The sequence below is a fragment of the Campylobacter sp. genome (genome assembly GCF_052169515.1).
Taxonomy (GTDB): Bacteria; Campylobacterota; Campylobacteria; order Campylobacterales; family Campylobacteraceae; genus Campylobacter_A.
Map to the genome: position 1 here is coordinate 1 of NZ_JBQNCH010000018.1, position 22,081 is coordinate 22,081.

The 22,081-nt window shown below is 38.8% G+C and carries 24 protein-coding genes and 1 tRNA gene; 8 read left to right on the forward strand and 17 right to left on the reverse strand.

The features are described 5' to 3' along the window. Nucleotides 1–233 precede the first annotated feature (233 nt). Genes ACTTKV_RS07295 through tig form a run of 9 tightly spaced genes read right to left on the reverse strand, consistent with a single transcriptional unit; the run spans nt 234 to nt 8,314 of the window. A complete protein-coding gene (locus ACTTKV_RS07295) occupies nt 234–608 on the reverse strand; it encodes a VOC family protein (RefSeq protein WP_442549974.1) in 375 nt (124 codons plus the stop codon). Nucleotides 609–629: 21 nt separating this feature from the next. Then, entirely contained in the window at nt 630–1,358 is a 729-nt protein-coding gene (locus ACTTKV_RS07300; RefSeq protein WP_442549929.1) for a TerC family protein, read from the reverse strand. Further along, nucleotides 1,351–1,938: a phosphoribosylglycinamide formyltransferase gene (gene purN, locus ACTTKV_RS07305; RefSeq protein WP_107709424.1), complete on the reverse strand. Its 588-nt coding sequence runs from the start codon at nt 1,936–1,938 to the stop codon at nt 1,351–1,353. The genes ACTTKV_RS07300 and purN overlap by 8 nt, the downstream gene beginning before the upstream one ends. Then, complete coding sequence (locus ACTTKV_RS07310) at nt 1,920–3,323, reverse strand: NAD(P)H-hydrate dehydratase (RefSeq protein WP_442549930.1); 1,404 nt, start codon at nt 3,321–3,323, stop codon at nt 1,920–1,922. The genes purN and ACTTKV_RS07310 overlap by 19 nt, the downstream gene beginning before the upstream one ends. A 2-nt stretch (nt 3,324–3,325) precedes the next feature. Then, nucleotides 3,326–4,831 carry a YifB family Mg chelatase-like AAA ATPase gene (locus ACTTKV_RS07315; RefSeq protein WP_442549931.1) on the reverse strand — a complete coding sequence of 502 codons (1,506 nt, stop codon included), beginning with the start codon at nt 4,829–4,831 and terminating at the stop codon, nt 3,326–3,328. Then, a complete protein-coding gene (def, locus tag ACTTKV_RS07320) occupies nt 4,828–5,346 on the reverse strand; it encodes a peptide deformylase (protein WP_442549932.1) in 519 nt (172 codons plus the stop codon). Before def ends, ACTTKV_RS07315 begins: the two co-directional genes overlap by 4 nt. After that, the gene (locus tag ACTTKV_RS07325) at nt 5,343–6,383 is read right to left on the reverse strand and encodes a GGDEF domain-containing protein (RefSeq protein WP_442549933.1); all 1,041 of its coding nucleotides are present in this window, start codon (nt 6,381–6,383) and stop codon (nt 5,343–5,345) included. Before ACTTKV_RS07325 ends, def begins: the two co-directional genes overlap by 4 nt. A 9-nt stretch (nt 6,384–6,392) precedes the next feature. Continuing rightward, complete coding sequence (gene clpP, locus ACTTKV_RS07330; RefSeq protein WP_004317374.1) at nt 6,393–6,983, reverse strand: ATP-dependent Clp endopeptidase proteolytic subunit ClpP; 591 nt, start codon at nt 6,981–6,983, stop codon at nt 6,393–6,395. Further along, nucleotides 6,983–8,314, reverse strand: coding sequence for a trigger factor (gene tig, locus ACTTKV_RS07335; RefSeq protein WP_442549934.1), 1,332 nt, complete (start codon nt 8,312–8,314; stop codon nt 6,983–6,985). Before tig ends, clpP begins: the two co-directional genes overlap by 1 nt. A gap of 137 nt (nt 8,315–8,451) precedes the next feature. On the opposite strand from tig, the gene folE reads away from it, so the two are divergent. The 3 genes from folE (at nt 8,452) to ACTTKV_RS07350 (ending at nt 11,023) form a co-directional block, all read left to right on the forward strand. Further along, nucleotides 8,452–9,024, forward strand: coding sequence for a GTP cyclohydrolase I FolE (gene folE / locus ACTTKV_RS07340; protein WP_087579435.1), 573 nt, complete (start codon nt 8,452–8,454; stop codon nt 9,022–9,024). Continuing rightward, nucleotides 9,021–10,328, forward strand: coding sequence for a flagellar protein export ATPase FliI (fliI, locus tag ACTTKV_RS07345; protein ID WP_442549935.1), 1,308 nt, complete (start codon nt 9,021–9,023; stop codon nt 10,326–10,328). Before folE ends, fliI begins: the two co-directional genes overlap by 4 nt. A 497-nt stretch (nt 10,329–10,825) precedes the next feature. Further along, the gene (locus ACTTKV_RS07350) at nt 10,826–11,023 is read left to right on the forward strand and encodes a hypothetical protein (protein WP_442549936.1); all 198 of its coding nucleotides are present in this window, start codon (nt 10,826–10,828) and stop codon (nt 11,021–11,023) included. Here ACTTKV_RS07350 and ACTTKV_RS07355 read toward each other — a convergent pair. Genes ACTTKV_RS07355 through ACTTKV_RS07375 form a run of 5 tightly spaced genes read right to left on the reverse strand, consistent with a single transcriptional unit; the run spans nt 11,020 to nt 16,977 of the window. Beyond that, on the reverse strand, nt 11,020–12,753 hold the full coding sequence (locus ACTTKV_RS07355; RefSeq protein ID WP_148821741.1) for an ATP-binding protein: 1,734 nt from the start codon (nt 12,751–12,753) through the stop codon (nt 11,020–11,022). The genes ACTTKV_RS07350 and ACTTKV_RS07355 overlap by 4 nt on opposite strands. Then, a complete protein-coding gene (locus ACTTKV_RS07360; RefSeq protein WP_442549937.1) occupies nt 12,753–14,420 on the reverse strand; it encodes a fatty acid--CoA ligase in 1,668 nt (555 codons plus the stop codon). Before ACTTKV_RS07360 ends, ACTTKV_RS07355 begins: the two co-directional genes overlap by 1 nt. A 12-nt stretch (nt 14,421–14,432) precedes the next feature. Then, nucleotides 14,433–15,662 carry an OmpP1/FadL family transporter gene (locus ACTTKV_RS07365; RefSeq protein ID WP_442549938.1) on the reverse strand — a complete coding sequence of 410 codons (1,230 nt, stop codon included), beginning with the start codon at nt 15,660–15,662 and terminating at the stop codon, nt 14,433–14,435. Further along, nucleotides 15,659–16,510, reverse strand: a complete 852-nt coding sequence (nfo, locus tag ACTTKV_RS07370) for a deoxyribonuclease IV (RefSeq protein WP_442549939.1) — start codon at nt 16,508–16,510, stop codon at nt 15,659–15,661. The genes ACTTKV_RS07365 and nfo overlap by 4 nt, the downstream gene beginning before the upstream one ends. Beyond that, entirely contained in the window at nt 16,507–16,977 is a 471-nt protein-coding gene (locus ACTTKV_RS07375) for a hypothetical protein (RefSeq protein ID WP_442549940.1), read from the reverse strand. Before ACTTKV_RS07375 ends, nfo begins: the two co-directional genes overlap by 4 nt. 68 nt (nt 16,978–17,045) lie before the next feature. On the opposite strand from ACTTKV_RS07375, the gene ACTTKV_RS07380 reads away from it, so the two are divergent. Continuing rightward, nucleotides 17,046–17,120: transfer RNA gene (locus tag ACTTKV_RS07380), tRNA-Glu, on the forward strand. Between the two features lie 97 nt (nt 17,121–17,217). Here ACTTKV_RS07380 and ACTTKV_RS07385 read toward each other — a convergent pair. Beyond that, complete coding sequence (locus ACTTKV_RS07385; RefSeq protein WP_442549941.1) at nt 17,218–17,781, reverse strand: manganese efflux pump MntP; 564 nt, start codon at nt 17,779–17,781, stop codon at nt 17,218–17,220. A gap of 108 nt (nt 17,782–17,889) precedes the next feature. Here ACTTKV_RS07385 and ACTTKV_RS07390 point away from each other — a divergent pair, with 108 nt between their 5' ends. Both ACTTKV_RS07390 and ACTTKV_RS07395 read left to right on the forward strand, forming a co-directional pair. Then, complete coding sequence (locus tag ACTTKV_RS07390; RefSeq protein ID WP_442549942.1) at nt 17,890–18,639, forward strand: DUF4197 domain-containing protein; 750 nt, start codon at nt 17,890–17,892, stop codon at nt 18,637–18,639. Next, a complete protein-coding gene (locus ACTTKV_RS07395) occupies nt 18,636–19,508 on the forward strand; it encodes a DMT family transporter (protein WP_442549943.1) in 873 nt (290 codons plus the stop codon). Before ACTTKV_RS07390 ends, ACTTKV_RS07395 begins: the two co-directional genes overlap by 4 nt. Here ACTTKV_RS07395 and ACTTKV_RS07400 read toward each other — a convergent pair. Next, nucleotides 19,505–20,230, reverse strand: coding sequence for a class I SAM-dependent methyltransferase (locus tag ACTTKV_RS07400; RefSeq protein ID WP_442549944.1), 726 nt, complete (start codon nt 20,228–20,230; stop codon nt 19,505–19,507). The two genes, ACTTKV_RS07395 and ACTTKV_RS07400, sit on opposite strands and share 4 nt — an antisense overlap. A 45-nt stretch (nt 20,231–20,275) precedes the next feature. Here ACTTKV_RS07400 and ACTTKV_RS07405 point away from each other — a divergent pair, with 45 nt between their 5' ends. Beyond that, nucleotides 20,276–20,668, forward strand: a complete 393-nt coding sequence (locus ACTTKV_RS07405) for an acyl-CoA thioesterase (protein ID WP_442549945.1) — start codon at nt 20,276–20,278, stop codon at nt 20,666–20,668. Here the strand turns inward: ACTTKV_RS07405 and ACTTKV_RS07410 are convergent. Continuing rightward, nucleotides 20,659–21,018 carry a Fur family transcriptional regulator gene (locus tag ACTTKV_RS07410; RefSeq protein ID WP_442549946.1) on the reverse strand — a complete coding sequence of 120 codons (360 nt, stop codon included), beginning with the start codon at nt 21,016–21,018 and terminating at the stop codon, nt 20,659–20,661. The two genes, ACTTKV_RS07405 and ACTTKV_RS07410, sit on opposite strands and share 10 nt — an antisense overlap. 144 nt (nt 21,019–21,162) lie before the next feature. On the opposite strand from ACTTKV_RS07410, the gene ACTTKV_RS07415 reads away from it, so the two are divergent. Further along, on the forward strand, nt 21,163–22,080 hold the full coding sequence (locus tag ACTTKV_RS07415; protein WP_442549947.1) for a metal ABC transporter solute-binding protein, Zn/Mn family: 918 nt from the start codon (nt 21,163–21,165) through the stop codon (nt 22,078–22,080). Nucleotide 22,081 lies beyond the last annotated feature (1 nt).

Here is a 22,081-nt window from a genome sequence, read left to right on the forward strand (position 1 = left end):
GGTGAAAGGATTCGAACCTTCGGCCCTCTGGTCCCAAACCAGATGCGCTAACCAGACTGCGCTACACCCCGCCTGAGTCGTGTTTGTAAGTTTATGCCACTACCTCATTAAAAAGTCGTATTTTAACTAGATTTTTTTTTAATGTCAATTAAAAAATACTTAAACTAATATTTTTTTTCTTAGTGCAAAAAAAGAGACTTATTTAAATTGCAAATGGACGTTTACTAGAAAAATTATTTTTTATATGAGCTAAGTTCTATCAAATTTCCATCAAAGTCGTATAAGTACAAGCTTTTCATAGCACCAAGTGCTCCATTTCGCTCTACGATATCAAGCTCAAATTTTACACCCTTTTCAAGTAACTCAGCGCGTACATTTTCTATAAGATCATCCACTACAAAACAAATATCAGTACTACCTTTTTTGGGATATTTTGCAGATGGTAAAAACTCACCTTCAAATTTATGTAAATTTATCTTTTGTGAGCCAAATTTTAATGAGATGCGACCATTATTTTTGCAAAGCTGCATCCCTAAAATTTCGCAGTAAAATTTAATCGCTTTTTCTATATCGCTTACTACAATAACAATGTGGTCAATATTTTTTATCTACATTTTGTTAAATTCCTATTAGTGCAACAAACCATCTTTTTTCTTTTTGGCATATATATTTATACTTTCTACTGCCAATGAAAACGCCATCGCAAAATAGATATATCCCTTTGGAATATGAAATCCTAATCCTTCAGCAACTAGTGTCATGCCCACAAGCACCAAAAATGCGAGTGCTAAAATTTTTATAGTCGGGTTATTATCTACAAAATTAGAAATACCTTTTGATGCTACCATCATTACACCAACTGCTAAAATAACAGCTATGATCATTATCTCTATATGCTCAGCCATTCCAACAGCTGTGATAACACTATCGAGAGAAAAAACGATATCCAAAACAGCTATCTCGCTTACAATAACCAAGAAATTTGCATGTGATTTTTTACTATCTTTATGCTCTTCGCCATCACCAGAAACACTAGAATGTATTTCAAGGGTTGATTTTACAAGTAAAAATAGACCACCTAGTATAAGCACCAAATCCCTGCCACTTATGCTAAATTCTGCAATAGTAAATAGCGGCTTCGTAAGCTTCATGATCCAAAACAATGAAAGTAAAAGTAAAATTCTAGTCACCATAGCTAGCCCTAGGCCGACAATCCTACCACTGCCACGCTGCTGCGGAGGTAGTTTACCTACCAAAATAGCGATAAATATAATGTTATCTATGCCTAAAACTATCTCTAAGCCAGTTAACGTAAGTAGTGATATCCACGCTTCTGGCGAACTAAACCATTCAAACATTTGCTTCCTTTGTTAAAATTTTTATTATGCTATCAGGCAAAATTTCATGCTCTATCGCATGGATTTTGCTCTCCCAATCCTCTAAGCTCATACCATCTTCTCTTTCAAACGCTCTTTGTGCGATGAGTTTACCTCCGTCAAGCTCCTCGCTCACGTAGTGCACGCTGACACCGCCTATCATCATATCGCTCTCAAAGCTCTCTTTTATCGCATGAGCGCCCTTAAAAAGTGGCAATATAGAAGGGTGTAAATTTATGGCTTTTATCTTTGATGTAAAAACAGGAGTTAATATCCTCATAAACCCAGCAAGCACCGTTAGTTCGGCGCCGCTTTTTAAAATTTGCTCCACAACTGCAGCATCAAATTCTTCTCTATTTGCAAATTTGGCACTCTCTATTATCGTCGTATCAAGCCCAAATTTCTTAGCACGCTCTATACCGTATGCGCCTGGCTTGTTGCAGATACAAAGGCAAACTTCGATTTTTATGCCATTAAAAATTTGATTATGAACTTTTTTAAGTATCGCTTCTAAATTTGAGCCACTACCGCTAAAAAGTACGGCTATTTTTTTCGTAAGCATTTTACTCCTTTTATAATATCTGTTGGCTCGAGCGCGTAACTGTTTTTGCCAAAATTTCTAAGGCTAAGTGCATGAGCTAGTGTAGCCGAGATGGCAGCATCCGGTGGCTCGTAGCCTTGAGCTAAAAGAGCAAGCACAAGTCCGCTTAGCACATCACCACTGCCACCTTTTGCAAGTGTGTTTTTGCCATAAGGCATGATATAGATTTTTCCATCTTTAGCAATTATTGTATTTGCGCCTTTTAGCACAAGTACAGCTTTAAATTTCTCGCTCCAAGACTTAGCGTAAGTAAATCTATTTTCTTGTAATGTTTTTACGTCGATATCTGCTATATTGCAAAGCCTTAAAAGTGAGCAAAATTCCTTTGGATGGGGCGTCAAAACACAGTTTTCATTTAGTAGATCAATCACTTTTGCACTGTAAAAAATATCAGCGTCAAGCACAAGCTTTTTGCCCTTTAAAATTTGTGCATCAAGCTCTTTTATGCCTTTTTCGCCAAGACCCATGCCAACGGCTCCAGCGTTCATTTTCTCGCTTAACTTGCTAGCTTGCATGATGTGCGTTGGTAAATTTAAACCCTGCTCGCCTATCACGCTAACTAGCCCGGTCCCAAAGGCAAATGCCGCCTTTGCGCAAAGTTTGCTAGCTCCTATGTGCTCGCCAGATATGATAAATGCGTGGCCAAAGTCGCCCTTGTTTACGCACTGATTTTTTCTATTTGGAAGTACAAGATCGCATTTTTCAAGCAAATGATAGTCACTCTCGCATTCGTAGTTTTGCGCGCTTATACCAAGATCAGCTACCTTTATCTTGCCAACAAAGTCTTTTGCAGCGTCGCTATAAAGTCCAAGCTTTCTAGCTCCCATCGTGATCGTAATATCTGCTTTTACACAAGCACCTAGCTCCTTACCCTCGCTACTTAGTCCACTTGGCATATCGCAAGCGATGGTGTAGGCAGAGTTTTTGTTTATCTTTGAGATAAGCTCTATGTGCTTTTTGTCTAAATTTCTATTTAAACCAGAGCCAAAAAGTCCGTCTATAACACACTTCGCTTCTTTTAAGCTGGTGTCTATATCGTGACTTTCTCGCACATTAGCTAGTTTTGCACGTTCAAGCTGCTTGCTCGCAAGTAGTTTTAAATTCTGACCAGCTAATATAAATTCGCATTCAAACTCACCCTCAAGCATTCTTAACGCACAAAGCACGTCAGCACCGTTGTTGCCACTTCCGCAAACACCAAGCACCCTCACGCCTTTTTTAAATTTCTTACGGATAAAATTTGCTATGCCAGCGGCGGCATTTTCCATTAAAATTTCTTCGCTAAGGTCAAATTTCTCGCCTGCTCGCTCGTCCAAAATTCTCGTATCTAAATATAAATTTTTCATCTTTATGCCCTAAAACTAAGCGCCTCTAAGATGTGGGACTTTAAAATTTGCTCGCTCTCATCAAGATCAGCGATGCTTCTAGCCACTCTGAGCGTCCTTTTTATGCCCCTTTGGGAAAGATTGTACTTCAAGGCTGCCTTTTGTAAAATTTCTCTTGCTTCATTATCTAGTAGACAAAATTTTTCTACTTGTGTGTCATTTAGCTTACCATTTAGCTCATCTTGATCGCGTTTTTTTTGAAAGATAAACGCCTTTAAAACCATATCGCTCATTTGCTGTGAGCTCAAACTTGACCTATCATTTGGTGAGCTCTCGTCCATAGCAACTTTTAAATCAATGCGGTCGAGCACTGGAGCTGAAATTCTTGATTTATAGTTTTTTATCTCATTTTCGCTACATTTGCAATTTAAATTGCGAGAGAATAAATTTCCGCAAGGGCATGGATTTTGAGCTGCTACGAAGACAAATTTAGTCTCATAAGTTACTTTTGAATTTACTCTTGCAATGTGGATTTGGTTGTCTTCTAGTGGCTCTCTCAGGCTTTCGATGACTTGCTTTGAAAAGTGAGGGAACTCATCAAAAAATAGCACTCCGCCATTTGCAAGTGCTATTTCACCGATCTTTGCGACATTTGAGCCACCGCCAAAGATTGAACTTTTGGTTGAAGTGTGATGGGGCGAGCGAAAGGCTCTAGTGCTTGTAAATTCGCTATCTTGAAGGTTTAAAGAGCGGTAGGCGGCAGACTTTAGCACCTCTTCTAAGCTTTGTGGCGCCATGATGTAGACGAGGCGTTTTGCGCACATGCTTTTACCGCTGCCTGGACTGCCTTCAAATAAAATATTATGCATGCCAACGGCTGCAATAACGCAGGCTCTTTTGGCTCTTTCTTGACCCAAAACGTCCTTAAAATCAAGCTCGAAGTTTAAATTTGGAACGTATCTTTTGCCAGAAATTTCTATCACGTTTGAAAATAGCTCATGCGTAGCGTTAAAACGTATGCTTTTTGCAAATTCTTCATCGCTAAAAAATCTGATCGCCTCTTCCAAAGTACTAACAGCATAAATCTCTAAATTTGGGATCATAGAAGCTTTTTGAGCTATCTCTTTTGGCACTAGAATTTTTGTATTTTTTACCTGCGTGCTTAAAAAAAGTAAGATAGAAAATAAATTTGTTGTGCTTTTTACGCTTCCATCAAGTCCAAGCTCGCCAAATACAAAAATTTTCTCTAAGTTTTTTGCCTTTTGAAGAGCTATAAGAAGAGCGATAGCTAGGTCAAAATGTGAGCCGCTCTTTGGCAAATCTGAAGGGGATAAATTTATGGTAATCTTTTGTGCTGGAAAAGAAAAATCAAGTGCTAGAAGTGCTGCTTTTACGCGTTCTGTACTCTCTTTGATACTTGTGCTTGCAAGCCCAACGATGCTAAAACCAGGAAGCCCACGAGAGAAGATAGACTCAACGTCAATTATCTTTAGCCCATCGCCGTAAGTAGCACATCTTAGGGACTTCATGATATTTTTTCTTTTTTCTGCTTTTTATATTCCTTGTCAAATTTTTTGCGTTTGTTAAAGCCTATTTTTTCTATAAAAAGATGTCCATCCAAGTGGTCATTTTCATGCTGGATAGCGATCGCTAGAAGCCCATCAGCTCTTAGGCTTTGTTCTTTACCAAAACGGTCTTGATATTTTATGCCAACAGCCTCACTTCTTTTTACCTCTTCATAAAAGCCAGGCACACTAAGGCAACCCTCTTGGTAGACACACTCGCCCTCACGTAGCTCAAATTTTGGATTTATGATCTCGATTAGATTTTCTTTATCTTGCACGCCTTCTTCGTTAACTAAATTTATAATAAAAATTCTTTTTGCAACACCTACTTGAATGGCAGCAAGACCGATGCCCTCTTTTGCTATCATCGTATCATACATATCATCGAGCAGCTTGTGAAGCTCTTCGTCGAAATTTTTAACTTCTTTAGAAATTTCATAAAGTTTTTTATTTGGGTAAGATAAAACCTCTAAGATCAAACTTCAACTCCTGCTTCTTCGCCTAAAAATATAGGCTGTTCATCGTCTTGCGTAAGCATCAATTGATCTAAAGAATAAGAGATTAGCTCCTCAGCACTTTTTGATTTTGTTATCATGCTAGAAACTACTTGGATGTCGAGTTTGCACTCTTCGCCATCTATTTTCCAAGGTATAGACGAAAGCATGTTTAAAATTCTATTGCAAGCTTGTTTTGTGCCTTGCTCATCGGTATATTTCATAACCATAGCAAAGCAGCCATCCCCATAATGAGCAACTATATCACTTCTCCTTGAGGTTCTTAAAAGAAGCTGCGACATAGCCTTAAACATGTTATTTCGCTCTTTTAAATTTTTAACGCGATTTGTAAATCTATCTTTTGCTCTTACTAGTAAAAGCGATGCGTTATATCCATATCTTCTAACAGCTTCTACTTCACTTTGTACCGTAGCTACCAAAAATTTTTTATTATAGACTTCATATGTCGTATCATAAATAGACTGCTCTTCAATAGATTTAAGCATCTTCGCTATTTCATCATAGCTGACCTTGATAACGTCAAGATGCTTGTCCATAAGACTATTTAATTTTATTAGATCATTATTAAATGCACTTAGGACATTTTGAAGAGCTAGGATATTTGTGTTATTTTTAAGTGCATCCATACGTTTTTGCACTAGACTTCTCATAATGCCTAAATTTTTATAGATTAGCACCACAGCTTGGAGCATGCTTTTTATTTGAATAAAACCTTGTTTTATCTCTTTTTCAATAGAAATATTACCATTTGCAGGCACTGAAATTTCAGAATTTGCGACTATGATATCACCAATCTCTTTTCTGAAATCATCAGACTGCCCATCAAGCATTTTTTCAAAATAGATAGAATAATTATTTGGTGTAGAAGGAACATTATCGTCACTTAACTCATGTAAAACATCCTCTGAAAATTTATAGATACTTACCTTCTCTTTTTCTTGAGCAGGCTTTACTTCAACTACTTTTTTCTTAGGATCTGGGGCATTATCTATCTTTATCACAGTTAAGCCTTATTTGAAACTTTTCTCCAAAATTTTATCAACAAGTCCATACTCTTTAGCCTCTGCTGAACTCATAAAGAAATCACGTTCTGTGTCCTTTACGATCTTGCTTAGTTTTTGACCTGTATTCTTGGCTAAAATTCCATTTAAAATTTCTTTTAAACGCAAAATTTCACGAGCTTGTATCTCGATATCGGTCGCTTGTCCTCTAGCACCGCCAAGTGGTTGGTGTATCATGATGCGAGAATTTGGCAATGCATATCTTTTACCTGGTGCACCACAGCTTAATAAAAATGCACCCATGCTAGCGGCCTGACCAATGCAGATAGTGCAAACATCTGGCTTTATATAGTTCATAGTATCATAGATACTAAAGCCACTTGTTATCACACCGCCTGGTGAATTTATGTAAAGATAGATATCTTTATCAGGATCTTCAGCCTCCAAAAACAAAAGCTGAGCAACGATAGAAGCGGCCATGCCATCTTCTATCTCACCACTTAACATAACGATCCTGTCTTTTAAAAGACGAGAATAAATATCATAGCTTCGCTCACCTCTGCTAGTTCTTTCAACTACGACAGGGACGTAATAGCTCATTACTCAGCCTTCTCTTTTTTACTTGCTTTTTTATCGTCTTTTTCTTTGTTAAAAAGCTCGTTAAATAGCTTCTCTTCAATCATTGACATTTTTATAGCCGGAAGCATGCCTTGATTGCGGTACATGTCAAGGTGTGTTTTTGGATCTTGGCCACTTCTATAAGCCTCAAAATAAATCGCTTGAACAACCTCTTGATCGCTCACTTTCACGTCTCTTACGCGAGCTAGCTCATCGATGATGAAAGTTAAGCGAACGCTATTTTCGGCATCTTTTCTATATTCATCGCGTTTTTTAGAAAGAGCATCTTTGTCTTCTCTAAATTTTTGCATATCTTCTGGAGTAAATGAACTCCAAGCATTTCTAAACTGCATATCGATCTCTTGCTCAACTATATTTTTTGGCACATCAAATTTAAATTTCTCAACTGCAGCTTCAGCAAATTTTGGTTTTAGCTCATCATTTATAAGTTTATAAATTTTCTCTTGGCGGATTTGCTCTTTTATGCGCTCTTCAAGTAACTCTTCAGTTGGTTTCTCTTCATTTGGAAGTACCATTTTTAGCATATCTTCGTCTAGTTTTTCAGGGATCTTTCTCTCTTGAATCTCATGAAGTTTTATCTTAAAGATAGCGTCTTTGCCAGCTAGATTTGCAGCACCGTAATTCTCTGGGAATTTAACCTCGATATCTTTTTCGCCGCCAGCTTTGATACCTACCATGCCATCTTCAAAACCTGGGATGAATTGGTTTGAACCGATTTCAAGAACGTAGTTTTCAGCCTTGCCACCATCAAATGCAACGCCATCAACAAAACCTTCAAAGTCAAATTTTGCAAAGTCGCCTACTTTTAGGCCTCTTTTGCCCTCTACTTTTTCAAGTGGAGCTATCATTTTTAAAAGCTCGCTCTTTTTCTCATCGATATCTTTTTTCAATACACGTGGGTTTGAAAACTCAGGTAGTAGACTCTCATAGCCGCTCACATCGACGCTTGGCTTAAATGAAACTGTTAACTCAACATCTATATTGCCGTCTTTTTTATCAAATTTTGAAACGATAGGCTCGCCGATAAGATCGTCATTTTTCTTTCCTGCTTGTTTGATAGCCTCTTCTACTACATCTCTTAAAACATCTTGCTCAGCGTCGCTTGTTAGCTCTTTTTCATAGCGTTTTAGCACAACAGCAACCGGAACGTGACCTTGTCTAAAGCCATCTACTTTCATAGTTTTTGCTGCTTTTTTTGCTAGCTTTTCTACGCTAGACTTTATAGCATCTGCACTTACGGTCGTGCTTGCTAGAGTATTTACGCTATCTAGAGCTTTGATTTTGATTTCCATCGATTTCCTTTATAAATACAAATTTTTAGCCAAAAATATAGCAGAATTTTCCTTATTTCATTGTAAATTTGTAAATTTTTATAGATATAAAAGGCGTTTTAACGTAGAATTTGGCAATAAAATTATGGAGAAAATTTATGCAAGAGAGTTTTGAAAATTCGGTTAAAAATATGCTAACTATTATAGGCGAGGATCCAAATAGAGAGGGGCTTTTAAAAACTCCAGAGCGTGTTTACAAAGCTTTTAAATTTCTCACCAGCGGATACGAGCAAGATCCCAAAGAGGTTCTAGGTGATGCGCTATTTACTAGCTCAAATAATGAAATGGTTCTCATGCGAAACATCGAGTTTTACAGCCTTTGTGAGCACCATTTGTTGCCGATTATCGGCCGCGTGCACGTCGCATACATTCCAAATGGCAAGGTCGTTGGTCTTAGTAAAATTCCACGCATGGTAAATATCTACGCAAGACGCCTTCAAATCCAAGAGCAGATGACCGAGCAGATCGCAAAAGCACTTGAGGATGTGATTGCTCCAAAAGGCGTTGGTGTGGTGGTTGAGGCTAGGCATATGTGCGTTGAAATGAGAGGCGTGCAAAAGATAAACTCAACCACTACGACCTCGGCTCTTAGGGGTTGCTTTATCAAAAACGCAGACACGAGACGAGAATTTTTCTCGCTTATAAATTCGCCTAGGGAAACGCATTTTTGAGCTTAGAACATATAAATTTAAAGCTTAATGAGGGTGTGAAACTCTCAAACACCTTTGGCATCATAACTAAAATCACAGCTACGACTATCGAGATCACTGGACTTCGTCCAAGCATTGGCGACATCGTGCGCATAGTTGCAAAAGATAAGAGTAAAAATGGTCTTGGCATGGTTACACAGATAAAGACAGATGGTGCATATATCAGCCCGTTTGGCTTTGTCGAGGGATTTAGGATAGGTGACTTTGTCTACGAGAGTGATCAAGGCATGAATATTCCAGTTGGTCCAAATTTACTTGGGCGCGTGGTCGATCCATTTATGAAGCCAATAGACGGTAAAGGGGCGATTGATACGACTGAGTATATGCCAATCATGAGAGCACCGATAGATGCAATGAAAAGGGGGCTTATAAATGAACCATTTAGCGTCGGCATAAAGACGATAGATGGACTGCTTACTTGTGGTAAAGGGCAAAAGCTGGGAATTTTTGCAGGTTCAGGTGTGGGCAAATCAACCCTAATGGGCATGATCGTAAAAAACACGCTTGCTCCCATAAAAGTAGTAGCGCTAATAGGTGAGCGTGGTCGCGAGGTGCCTGAATTTATCGAAAAAAACCTAGGCGGAGACCTGGAGGGCACGGTCATCATCGTAGCGACCAGTGATGACAGCTCGCTCATGCGAAAGTACGGTGCTTTTTGTGCGATGAGTGTGGCTGAGTACTTCAAACAGCAGGGCAATGATGTGCTTTTCATCATGGATAGCGTGACACGTTTTGCGATGGCGCAACGTGAGATCGGCCTTGCACTTGGCGAGCCACCGACCTCAAAGGGCTATCCACCAAGCTCACTCACACTTTTACCTCAGCTAATGGAGCGCGCTGGCAAAGAGGAAGGGAAGGGTAGCATTACAGCCTTTTTCACCGTGCTTGTCGAGGGCGATGATATGAGCGATCCGATAGCCGACCAAAGCCGCTCGATCCTGGATGGACACATCGTGTTAAGCCGTGAGCTAACGGACTTTGGGATTTACCCACCTATCAACATTCAAAACTCGGCCTCGCGTGTCATGGGAGATGTGACCAGTAAAGAGCACAAGCAAAATGCGATGAAATTTAAGCGCCTCTACTCACTTTTAAAAGAAAATGAGGTCCTGCTTCGCATCGGAGCCTATCAAAAGGGTAGCGACAAGGAGCTTGACCTTGCGATCTCGAAAAAAGAATTTATGGAAAATTTTTTAAAACAAAGCTCAGAAGAGGCCTTTGCACTAGAAGAGGTCGAAGAACTACTTGATAAAATAAATCAATAAATTTCTAAAATTTACAAGCTACTTTGACAAATTTATCTATTAAATTTTCATAGTGGCTTAAGTGCGACTAAAATATAATCAAATCTTTATATTTATTATCAAAAAAGGGTGGTGATTTCGTTGCTTTGTTTTAGGTGTGAAAATTGCGGTCAAAAAATCAATAAATTTACGTTTTCTTATCTCATTTTTGGTCCAGAAAAGCGATGCTGCAAAAAGTGCAGGAGCGAATTTGAAGTGGTAAATCTTTTTAAGATAGCAAACGAGATATATGCCAGTGCTTCTTTTATAGCGATGATAGCACTATTTAGCGCAGTCCACTCAATATTTTTTAATAATAAAAAAGAATATTTTCTAGCTGCTTTTATTATCTTTGTGGTTTTATATTTTGCGATAAAGGTAGTAACAAAATTTCAAAATTTTGGGACTTTTTTGATAAAAAACTACTCATTTGCAAAGGTTGTGATAGCGAATTTGAGGTAAGCGAGCGAGCTAAATTTATGCTAAACGGTTATGAGTGGATATTTATCCTACTATGGATTTTAGTAGTGACACTCGTGCAAATTTTCATAGACGAAAAACAAATTTTCTCGCTCACATCAGTGATCATAGGCACTTTTGTCTTTGTCCTGGCACAAAGTATCATCTTACTGCTGATCCCATACAAAATAACTAAAGTCGGTAAGAAAAAGGCCTAAGAGCCAAATCCCATCTTTTTATCTTCGCCAAAGCTTGAGTTTAGTTCGCGCTCTATCGTAGTTTTGAAGTCCTCAAAGGTAAAAATTCCATCATCTTTTATCGCAACTTTTAAGGCGGTATTTTTTAGTGCAAGGACGATCTGAGCGCCACTTAGGTTAAACTCAGCCAGCCTTTCTACACTAAAGCCATCTTCAAAGCTCGCATTTTCAGGCAAAATTTTACGCCAAATGGCAAGCCTGCCGTTGAAGTCTGGTTTTTTAAACTCGATCTTATAGTCAAACCTTCTAGAAAACGCGACATCAAGGCTTTGCAAGAAATTTGTCGTAGCGATCAGCACACCCTCAAAGCGTTCGATCTGCTCTAAAAAGATGTTTTGCATTTGATTATGCATCTTCTCAGCGCCGCTTGAGCTCTCCACTCTCGTGCTTAAGAACTGATCGGCTTCGTTTAGTAAAAGTACTGGCTCACTGCCACTTTTTTTGCAAATTTCTTTGTAAGTGTCAAAAATTTTTCTTACGTTTTGCTCGCTCTCGCCAACATATTTGCTTAAAATTTTTGAGCAATCAAAGCTTAGAATTTGCTTCTTTAGGCTCTTCGCAAGCCCAACGGCACTCATCGTCTTGCCAGTGCCAGGCTCGCCATAAAAGATGATCTTAGCATCTATGTTTTTCCTAGTTTTTATACCCCAGCTACTAAGTCTGGCGAGGACTTTTTTATCGACTTGCTTTAGGATCGTGCTTAAAAGCTGCTTTGTCTTTTCGTTTAGCACGACGTCTTCTAGGCTAGTTACTGGCTCGATGAGCTCAAAAATTTCTTGCTCTTTTACCAGGCTTTCGATCTTGATTTTTTTGCTATTTTTGTCATTTTTTGGGTGCATTATGCTTTGCAAGATCTCTTCATTTATAAAAAAGCTCTTGCTTACATTGCCGTAAGCGTTTAAAACCTCGTCGTAGTCAATGAGAGCGCTCTCTATGAGCCTTGAGCCGTCCTCTAAAAGTGTGCGATTTTTGATGCGTTCAAGCTCATCTTTGCTTATTAGTCCGACTAACGTGTTTAGATCGCGTCCATTTTCAAAGTCCCCTGCGTACTCCTCTTTTAAAAGGGCTAAAAATATGATCTGCTCTTTTTCGTCAAGCGAATTTTCTTTAAAAATTTGCTCTATTTTTAGGCTAATTTTACTTAGTTTTATGCGCTCATTTATGCGCTTTGTAAGCTCAGAAATTTGCTCATTTATGCGCTTTTTAGCATCATTTGAGCCATCGCCAAAAATGGCAGCCTTTGAGTAAAGTTCTATTTTTAAAAATTGATCTTTTAAATACTCCAAATGATCTTCATAAGCTGTGTGCTCTGGTAGGCTTATGTCGGCGTTGCCATCTTCAAGAATTTTTAAAAATGTAGCTGAGAGAGAAATTTCTGAATGAAGCAGCGAAAGCAGCCCTTGACTTGAGTTTTTTTGTGAGCTCTCTGGCATTTTAAAGAGGCTGTAGTTTTGCACTATCCAGCCACTATCAAGCAAATTTTTTATAAATTTTAAGTACAAAAGCTGCTTTTCGTTTTGCGTACCAAAAACAGCTCCAAGTAGCTCATAAACGCTCATACTAGCTGTTCCTTGCACGTAAGCTCTGCTTAGATATTTTAGGATTTCTCCCTCTTCGTCACCACACTTTATGAGCTCGTAAATTTTGCTTTTTTTGAGGTCTTGGTTTAGAAAATCAAGCAAATACTTCACTAAATTTTATCCTTGATCTGCTCTTTTAGCACACGTTTTAGTACCTTGCCAGTCGCGTTTCTAGGCAGCTCTTCGGCAAAATAGATACTTTTTGGTATTTTGAAATTTGCTAAATTTTTCCTTAGATGCTCTCTCACTGTTTTTTCATCTAAGTCCATACCCTCTTTTACTTGTATAAATGCCACAACCTCTTCATCAGCATGCACGTCTTTTACACCGATTACTGCTGTTGCTTCTACTGCTTCAAGTTTGTAAATAACCTCTTCGATCTCACGCGGATAGATGTTGATACCCTTTGATATAATGAGGTCTTTTTTACGATCAACAATGTAGATAAAGCCTTCTTCATCAACCTTACCCAAATCACCAGTCTTTAGCCAACCATTTATGATGGTCTCGTCGGTGATGCTTGGCATACCGTAGTAGCCTTGCATGACACAGTCGCCCTTAATGATGATCTCACCGATCTCGCCGATTGGAAGCTCCATCATCTCATCATTTACAATCTTTACCTCGTAGCCCTCAAGTACCGGCCCTACGCTTAAAAGCTTTTGTTTATTGAATAAATTTGCAGCTACGATCGGAGAACATTCACTAAGTCCGTACCCCTCGACTAGCGTTGCGCGTGGAAATTTCACCCTAAAGTCATCAATAGTCTGCTTTGCAAGCGGAGCAGCACCACTTACAAATAGCCTAATACAATTAAACCATCTAAAATACCAAGGAATTTTTGCCTTACCGATAGCTGTATAGATAGCTGGTATTCCTAAAAATACAGTTACACGCTTTAGCAAGGTTTGTTTTAGTACATTTGAAAATGGAAATACCGACTTTACAAGAACCATCGAAGCACTCGCAAATATCGGAAGTAAAACCATTGCAGTTAGCGTAAAACTATGAAACATAGGTAAAAACACAATAAACCTATCGCTCGTTTTAACAATAAAACGTTCATGAGCTCCAATTAAATTTGAAAAGATATTTTTATAGCTTATCATCGCACCTTTTGGTTTACCAGTAGTACCTGAAGTGTAAATTATGTGCATTAAATCATCTATTTTCGGATACTTTGCGATACTAAGAGCATATTTGTGATTTAAAGCTTCAGTAAAATTTACATTTTTAATGACTCCATTATTTTCATAGCCCTTGCTCATATCCTCTTTTGAAATTTGAGGTGTTGAAGTGAGATAGGCACTCTCTCCATACTCTTCGTCAATACTTGCGTACTCGTCCTTTGATGCGCTTTGAAGTTTTTTTGGTATTGGTCCGATCCAGATTATCTTTCTTAAAATTTCAAGATCATTTAGGGCGATAAGCTCTTTAGCTAGCGAGCTAGAGACAAAAAGCACTCTAGCACCACAATCATTTATAATATATTCAAACTCATTTGTTTTTAAAAAGGTATTCATTGGCACTGCAATACCGCCAATAGCCGTTATAGCCAAATATGAAATGATAAATTCTTTTGAGTTTGCCACTGCCATGGCTACTTTATCGCCAAAATTTACCCCGCAAAGCTGCAAATAAGCTGCCACTTTATCGACATTTTCTTTTAGTTCACGATATTTTAGCTTCTCTTTTTCTTCAAAAAGTACTACTTGATTTGGGCTTTCTTTGGCTACTTTGACTAAAATTTCATAAAAATTATTATAAGAGTATCGCATTCTTGACCCTAACTAAAATGTATATTTAAAAGTCGTACCAAGGATCTGGATCTTGCCGGTTTCAAACTCGCCTGACATTTTTCCAGCAGCTGTTGAAATACCTGTTGCACGCTTTTTGTCACGATGTTGATAGACATATCCAAGTGCCATTTCAAGATTTGGTGTAAATTTATAATTTACCCCAAGAGAATATGCCTTAGACGTAGTGTTTGGAAGCTCTAAGCCAGTATGCTTACTGCTTGTAATATCCTCATCGTAAGCAAAACCAGCCATTAATCTAAGCTTTTCATTGACATCATAGGCGAGTCCTAATCTATACGTATTTGTATCTTTTGCGTTTTTTATAACTGGATCGTCCATTAGCCTTGCAAAAGCTGGATGTGAGTGAGCTGGACCTTTATCTATGTATTCAAAATCATACTCTTTAAATTTAGACCAGTATGTTCGCTCAAAAGCTAGCAAAACAGTTAGATCGCTAAATTTATAGCCAGCAGCAAGCACTAACTGAGCAGGAAGTGGGATCTCAACTCTAGTCTTTCCATGATAGCTTATAGGTGCTAGCGCTCCGTTAAAATCAGCATCTGTATGGCCCTTAAGTTCCAAATTTACCTTTGAGCGGTAAGTAACAGCAAAGCTTAAATCCTCAATAGGTCTATAAGTAAGTGCGACATTGTAACCGTAGTCCATGCCATCGCCTTTTATCTCCCTATAGCCTATGTTTCCAAAGTCACTTGCGATTTTACCTTTGCTATAAACACCTCTAGCACCCACAGCAATAGCAAGTTTATCGTTTATACGATATGCCGCTGTTGGATTTAGCTCGACAACTTGTAGCTTAAATCTCTTGCCAGTAAAGGCAGTCGCTGGGTCCTCCCATGAGATACCAACAGCAGCTGGAACAGCAAGAGCTAAACCAAATTTCCAGTTTTCATAAATTTCAGGAGACACAAAACTAAACGTACCGGCTAGTGAGTCAAATTTCTCTGATTTATAGCTCGTACCGTTATCTGTTTTAAAATTAATGCTATTTATATGAAACCATCCAAGCGTACTTTCAAAATGATGAAGTCCATCTAAAAACATCATATTTGCAGGGTTAAAATAAGCCGCATCAGCTCCAAAGCTAAAAGCTACGTTACTAGCTGCAAGACCCAAAGAATCAGCACTTTGCTCAGGTACTTTATATCCGCCAGCATTTAGCAATGAGCACGTAGCAACAATACTTAACAGCACTTTTTTCATATTTTTTCCTTCTCTAATTTTCTTAAAATTTTTATCTCGTCTTCCCAAATGCTCTCGTCAATCGTCTCTAATATTAGTGGAATTTCGCCTATTTTATCATCATTTATTATATTTTCAAAAGCCACAAGCCCAAGCTCACCCTTGCCAAGACTCTCGTGTCTATCTTTTTTTGAACCAAGTCCAAATTTAGCGTCGTTTAGATGCATGCCAGATAAAAATTTATAACCAATGATCGCATCAAATTCCCCCATCGTCTTGGCGTAAGCTTCTTTACTTCTTAGATCATATCCTGCAGCAAATGCATGACATGTGTCAAAGCAAACACCAACCCTACTCTCATCGTCTGCTCGCTCTATTAAATAGGCTAGTTGCTTAAAACTAAAGCCTAAATTTGATCCTTGCGCAGCCGTGTTTTCTATGACAAGCTTAACACCACTTGTGCATTTTAATGCCTCGTTTATACAGCCAGCAATATTATCTAAACACTCTTTTTCGCTTATTTGCTTTAGGTGCGAGCCTGGGTGAAAATTTAAAAGCTGTAGTCCAAGTTTGCTAGCACGCTCTATCTCGTCCACAAAGGCCCCAAGCGACTTTACTCTTGCTTCTTCATCTGGATGACCTAAATTTATCAAGTAACTACTGTGTGGCAAAACATGCCTAGTACTTATCCCAGAGGCTTTTAGATTCGCTTTAAACTGCTCTATCTCGCTACTACTTAGCTCTTTAGCGCTCCATTGACGCTGATTTTTCGTAAAAAGTGCAAAGGCATTCGCTCCTATTTTTGCAGCATTTAACGGAGCGTTAAACACACCTCCGGCCGCACTTACGTGAGCTCCTATATATCTCATTTTAACTCTTTTATTATCACTCTTATTTTATTTTTGCTATCTACAAATTTGACGTAGTTATCACAAACCTCGTATTTTATAAAATATGAACTTAGATCTTGACTAAAGCCACACTCCGTAGCCGTAAAACCCTTGCCGTCGTAAATCTTTTGTCTTTGTAAAATTTCTTCAAAAAGGCTTTCATAGTGCGGAGCTAGAAAAAATTTCTCGTTAAACTCAATCTTGTTAAAACAAGCACTATTTATACAAATTTTATCTCTTATGCTTATATTTGCGGTATTTACACCGGAACTATAAATTTGCAAATTTAGCTCATTTTTATATTTATGGAAAAATCCAACATCATTTATCTTTATCATTGGTGAAAATAAAGTAACTTGAAAAGATTGCGAATTTTGCGGTGTTTTAGTAGCTACACAACCTGTAAAAATAAAAATAGACAACAAAATAAATAAAATTTTTTTCAAAAATTTTTCCTTTTTAATGTAAAATTAAGCATAAAAGAAATATAATCCCAACTTCATAACCGACATGTGGCCCATTCGTCTAGCGGTTAGGACATCGCCCTTTCACGGCGGTAACACGAGTTCGAGTCTCGTATGGGTCACCACTTCTAAAAGACAAAATCTTATCCACATAAGCTTTAAAATCTAGTTAATCTTATTTCTACTTTTATTTGGACTGCTTTATAACGTCTTTTTTAAAGTTTATACCAAGATCACACCATCTTCTATTAAATGTGTTATTAAAATTTTAAAACCAAGAAAAATTAGTATTGCTCCACCTAACAACAAAGCCTTTTTCTCTAAAATTTCACCCATAAATTTACCAATATAAAAGGCGGCTAGGCTTAGCACAAAGCAGACTACGCCGATGATGAACGCACTTTCAAATATGCTAACCGCTTCAAAGCTAAGCGTAACGCCAACGGCAAGTGCGTCGATGCTTGTGGCAAATGCGCCTATAAAAATGGTCTTAAGATCCATACCCAATGACTCGCTAGCTTCGCTACTACAGGCCTCTTTTAGCATTTTAAAGCCAAGAAAACAGAGTATAAAAAAAGCGATTAAATGATCAATAGAGCTTATAAATTTAGCAAAGCTAATACCTAAAAAATAGCCGACAAGCGGCATAAGAAACTGAAAGAAGCCAAGCATAAATGCGATAAATAAAATTTTGTTAAGAACCAAATTTTTATACCTTGCACCATTTGCCATATTTAGTGCAGCACTATCCATGCTAAGAGCAAAGCTAAGAAGTAAAAGCTCCATAAATCCCCTTTAAAAGGCACGAATTGTAGTCTAAAAAGATTAAATTTATTTTAAGTGTTTAGATATTTTTTGTATGATTTTGTTCTAAATTTGTAAAAAGGAAAGAAAATGAAAAGATCTCTTATGATCCTTTGCGGCGCGCTTGCTTTAAATTTACAAGCTGCAAGCATGGATGATATGATAAATAAAGGCGTTAAAATCGCCACTCACGCATCAAGTGGCGACTATAAAAGCATGGTTAGCGAGGCGCTAAATGCTGCTGTTAGCGAGCTTTCAAAAGAGGGCTTTATAAACAACGCCACAGCTAAAATCCCACTACCAAAAAGCCTTGAGATGGCGTCAAGTTTAGCCAAAAAAGTAGGTGGCGAGAAGTGGGCGCAGGACCTTAGCAAGTCGATAAACAACGCTGCAACTACGGCTGTACCAAAGGCTGCTGAAATTTTTAGCGATAGCATAAAAAATATGAGCGAGGCCGATGTCAAAAAGCTCTTTAACGCCGGCAGTGACAGCGTCACAAAGTATTTGCAACAAAGTTCTAGCCAAAAGCTAAAGGCGGCGTTTACTCCGATAATCGAAAAGATGATGAGCGACAATAGCTTTGCGACTGCGTATAATGGGCTAAATTCTTTCATCGGTGGCTCAGCAAAAAACAACGAAACGATAAAATCAGTAAAGAGCCTAGCTAAAAATTTAGGCGCAAGTGAGTACGTGCCAGAAGATAGCGAGGATCTAAACGCATATATCACGAGAAAGACGCTAGATGGGCTATTTAACGTGATGAGCGAGAAGGAAAAGGGGCTAAGAGGCGGCTTAAACCTAGATAGCGGCAAAAAGGTGCTAGACTCGATCTTTAAATGAAAAATTTAAGCGCTCAAAACAAAGCCGACATCGCTCTTATCGTAGTTGCCATCGTTTGGGGCGCTACATTTTTACCCATGGCAAACGCGCTAAAGACAAATGGTGTCTTTGTCATGCTTTTTTGCCGGTTTTTTCTCTCGGCCATATTTATGGGCTTTGTCGCACTTAAATTTGCTAAGAAATTTGACAAAAAGAGCGTTATATACGGTGTAATCCTTGGCGTGGTGCTATTTTTATCATTTACCGCGCAGACTTATGCTCTAAAACTTACTTTTAGCTCGAGCGTCGCCTTTATTACGGGGCTTGAGTGTGTGATAGTGCCTTTTATGGCGGCTACCTTTTTTAAAAATAAGATAACCATTTTTGCTATCCTTGGTGCATTTATTGCTATTTTTGGACTTTGGCTATTAAGTGGCGCCACGCTCGCACTTGGAGCTGGTGAGGCTTTGGCTTTGATCTGCGCGATATTTTATGCGCTTTATACGACGCTAAATGGCCACTTTGTAAGAAAGAGCGAGCTTTATTTGCTTGTCTTTGTGGTCTTTCTCACAAATGCCCTGCTATCGCTTGTTTTTGCGCTTTTTCATGGCAGTATCGTGCCAAATTTTGATAGGGAATTTTTCATAGCGATATTTATCACGACGGTGATCGGCACCATTTTTTGCTACTTTGTCCAAACTATCGCCCAAAGATACACGACCGCTAGCAAGGCGGCCCTATTTTTCTGCCTAGAGCCAGTCTCTGCTGGGCTAATAGGTTACTTTATAGCTGGCGAAATACTTAGCGTCTCACAAATTTTTGGAGCCATTCTCATCATCTTTGGCGTCATTTTTAGCGAATTTGGCAAGCAAATTTGCTCTAAATTTTAAAATACAAAAAGCTTCATCTGCGACTCTATTTTCTCATCTATAAACTCGCAGTCAAATCTCTCTTTTAACATCGCTAAAACCGCCTTTTCGTCGTAGTTTTTGGCTCCGTTTATCTCAAGGTGCCAGCAGATATTTTCAGCAGCTTCTTGCACGCTTCGTCTAGCGATCCTAGTTTCGTTTAAAATTTCACTCTTATAGGCGATGCCTTGCTCATTTAGCCACACTTCAAGCCTGTTTACGACGTTTTTTTGCGATAGCGTGCGACCAAATTTTTCAAAAAATGGCTCCAGAAGATCAGAGCTTCTAGGCTTGTCCCAGCCAAGATAGAGCTTTTGCTTGGCGCACTCTTGAAATTTAGCAAAGTCCCAGTCGTTTGCAATAGCTGGACTCATCGTGCAAATTGCGATATCAAAGTACTTTGCTGGCTTAAATTCTCTCCATGAGCAAACCTCGCTGTTTAAATTTGTTACGCCAAATCTCTTCGCGTCCTCGTTTAAAATTTCTATCATCTTTTCGGAGCTATCGATACCAGTTACGCTTTTGGCGGTTTTGGATAAAAATATGCTCCAAACGCCTGTGCCACAGCCGATATCTAAAATTTCTTTACCGTTAAAGTCCATCCCCCAAGCCAACGCCTTGCTAAAAATTTGCTGCTGGATAGCGCTGATCTTGCCGTCAAATCTTTGATAATTTAAAGCCTTTTTATCCCATAAATTTTGCATCTTAGCTCCTCTTTTTGGCTATAATTTTAGCAAAAAAGGCCAAAAATGAGAGATTTTATATATCGCGTCATCATCCCACCACAAGCCATCGACATGCACGGACATATGAATAATGTTTATTATTTCACGCTTATGCAAGAGGCTGCGTTTGCCCACTCCGCCGCTGTTGGCGATACGGTCGAGGCGCAGTATCAAAGGGGTGAAATTTGGCTCATTAGAAAAAATGAGATCAAGTATATAAAGAGCGTAAAAATGATGGATGAAGTCTTTATCCACACCTACACGCAGGCCGATGGTAAGGCCACTTCGAGCAGATATTTTGAGTTTAAAAAAGATGGCGAAGTGATAGCCTCAGGTAAGACGGAGTTTGTCTATATCGATCTAAAGGCAAACCGCCCAAAAGCGATTCCAGCTGAGATCATCGCGCTTTACTCATGATCACACTCGTCGCAAACGCCCTTTATCACGGCACTTTTTATATTTTTAGCGACGTTTAGGCGGGGCATGTCGATGTTTGTAACCTTGTGGCAGACGTCGCAGATGAAGTAGGCTTTGGCTTCATTTGCCAGCTCGTAGTAGCTCTTGTGGTTGTTTTCGGTTTTTATCACGAGATTTTCTTTCTCAAAAATTTCCATACTTCTATAAAAGGTCGTCTTGTTTGCGTCAAGAATTTGCAAAATTTCATCATAGCTTAGCGGTGCTTTGGCGTTTTGTAAAATTTCAACAAGCTTTATGCGAAGCATCGTAGCCTTGATATTGTGCTCTTCTAAGAAATTTCTCGCGTTCATCTTTGCCCTTTTCATTTTTCGTATATTAACGCTAAAAGATTTAAACTATATTTAAAAGAAAAGGCTAAATTTAGGCTTTTGCTTTTTAAGTTGCAACCAAGTTGCATTTTGCTAAACTTCGCAATTATTTTTAAAGGAGAGATAATGAGAAAAATTATCGTTTTATTAGCTGTTTGTGCTTTGTCTCTTTTTGCAAAGCCGGTTGTGACTACTAGCATACTGCCAACGAAATTTTTTGTCGAGCAGATCGCTGGAGATACGCTTAGCGTAAATGCGATGGTTGGCAAAGGTGCTGATCCGCACACTTATGAGCCAAAGCCAAAGCAGATGAAGGAGCTTGAAAAGAGCGAGCTTTACTTTGCTATCGGCATCGAGTTTGAGGACGCGTGGCTGGATCGCTTCTCAAAGACATTTAAAAATTTACGTATCGTAAAGACGCAGGAAGGCATCGAAAAGATCGCTATGAGCGAGGAGCATGAACATCATGAACACCACGAGCACAAGCATGAGGGTGAACATAAACATGAGCACCACGACCATGGCGCTCACGACCATCATGATTACCATCGCCACCATGACGGACTTGACCCGCACATCTGGCTTGACCCTATCTTGGTAAAAACTCAAGCTGATAATATCGCTAAGGCATTAATAGAGAAATTCCCACAAAATGCAAAGCTTTATGAGGAGAATTTGGCTAAATTTAAAGCTAGCCTTGACGAGCTTGACGCCTTTATCAAAAACTCTCTAAAAGATGTCAAAACTCGAGAATTTATCGTATATCATCCATCTTGGGGCTACTTTGCAAAGCGCTATGATCTAGAGCAAATAGCTATCGAGATAGAAGGCAAAGAGCCAAAGCCAGCCGAGTTAAAAGAGCTCATCGAAGAGGCTAAAAAGCACGGCGTAAAGGTTATTTTCGTAGCTCCGCAGTTTCCAACAAAGGCTGCAAATTTGATCGCAAAAGAGACTGGCTCAAAAGTAATTAGTATCGACCAGTTGCCTGAAAACTGGCTAGCCGAGATGAAAAAAACGGCTGAAATTTTCGCTAAGAGCCTATAAA

What these genes read in the sequence shown, in the direction of transcription:
- ACTTKV_RS07300 (WP_442549929.1), bottom strand. Translation starts at nt 1,358, where the DNA reads ATGTTTGAATGGTTTAGTTCGCCAGAAGCGTGGATATCACTACTTACG.
- purN (WP_107709424.1), bottom strand. Translation starts at nt 1,938, where the DNA reads ATGCTTACGAAAAAAATAGCCGTACTTTTTAGCGGTAGTGGCTCAAAT.
- ACTTKV_RS07310 (WP_442549930.1), bottom strand. Translation starts at nt 3,323, where the DNA reads ATGAAAAATTTATATTTAGATACGAGAATTTTGGACGAGCGAGCAGGC.
- ACTTKV_RS07315 (WP_442549931.1), bottom strand. Translation starts at nt 4,831, where the DNA reads ATGAAGTCCCTAAGATGTGCTACTTACGGCGATGGGCTAAAGATAATT.
- clpP (WP_004317374.1), bottom strand. Translation starts at nt 6,983, where the DNA reads ATGAGCTATTACGTCCCTGTCGTAGTTGAAAGAACTAGCAGAGGTGAG.
- tig (WP_442549934.1), bottom strand. Translation starts at nt 8,314, where the DNA reads ATGGAAATCAAAATCAAAGCTCTAGATAGCGTAAATACTCTAGCAAGC.
- folE (WP_087579435.1), top strand. Translation starts at nt 8,452, where the DNA reads ATGCAAGAGAGTTTTGAAAATTCGGTTAAAAATATGCTAACTATTATA.
- ACTTKV_RS07350 (WP_442549936.1), top strand. Translation starts at nt 10,826, where the DNA reads ATGCTAAACGGTTATGAGTGGATATTTATCCTACTATGGATTTTAGTA.
- ACTTKV_RS07360 (WP_442549937.1), bottom strand. Translation starts at nt 14,420, where the DNA reads ATGCGATACTCTTATAATAATTTTTATGAAATTTTAGTCAAAGTAGCC.
- ACTTKV_RS07365 (WP_442549938.1), bottom strand. Translation starts at nt 15,662, where the DNA reads ATGAAAAAAGTGCTGTTAAGTATTGTTGCTACGTGCTCATTGCTAAAT.
- nfo (WP_442549939.1), bottom strand. Translation starts at nt 16,510, where the DNA reads ATGAGATATATAGGAGCTCACGTAAGTGCGGCCGGAGGTGTGTTTAAC.
- ACTTKV_RS07385 (WP_442549941.1), bottom strand. Translation starts at nt 17,781, where the DNA reads ATGGAGCTTTTACTTCTTAGCTTTGCTCTTAGCATGGATAGTGCTGCA.
- ACTTKV_RS07390 (WP_442549942.1), top strand. Translation starts at nt 17,890, where the DNA reads ATGAAAAGATCTCTTATGATCCTTTGCGGCGCGCTTGCTTTAAATTTA.
- ACTTKV_RS07395 (WP_442549943.1), top strand. Translation starts at nt 18,636, where the DNA reads ATGAAAAATTTAAGCGCTCAAAACAAAGCCGACATCGCTCTTATCGTA.
- ACTTKV_RS07400 (WP_442549944.1), bottom strand. Translation starts at nt 20,230, where the DNA reads ATGCAAAATTTATGGGATAAAAAGGCTTTAAATTATCAAAGATTTGAC.
- ACTTKV_RS07405 (WP_442549945.1), top strand. Translation starts at nt 20,276, where the DNA reads ATGAGAGATTTTATATATCGCGTCATCATCCCACCACAAGCCATCGAC.
- ACTTKV_RS07410 (WP_442549946.1), bottom strand. Translation starts at nt 21,018, where the DNA reads ATGAACGCGAGAAATTTCTTAGAAGAGCACAATATCAAGGCTACGATG.
- ACTTKV_RS07415 (WP_442549947.1), top strand. Translation starts at nt 21,163, where the DNA reads ATGAGAAAAATTATCGTTTTATTAGCTGTTTGTGCTTTGTCTCTTTTT.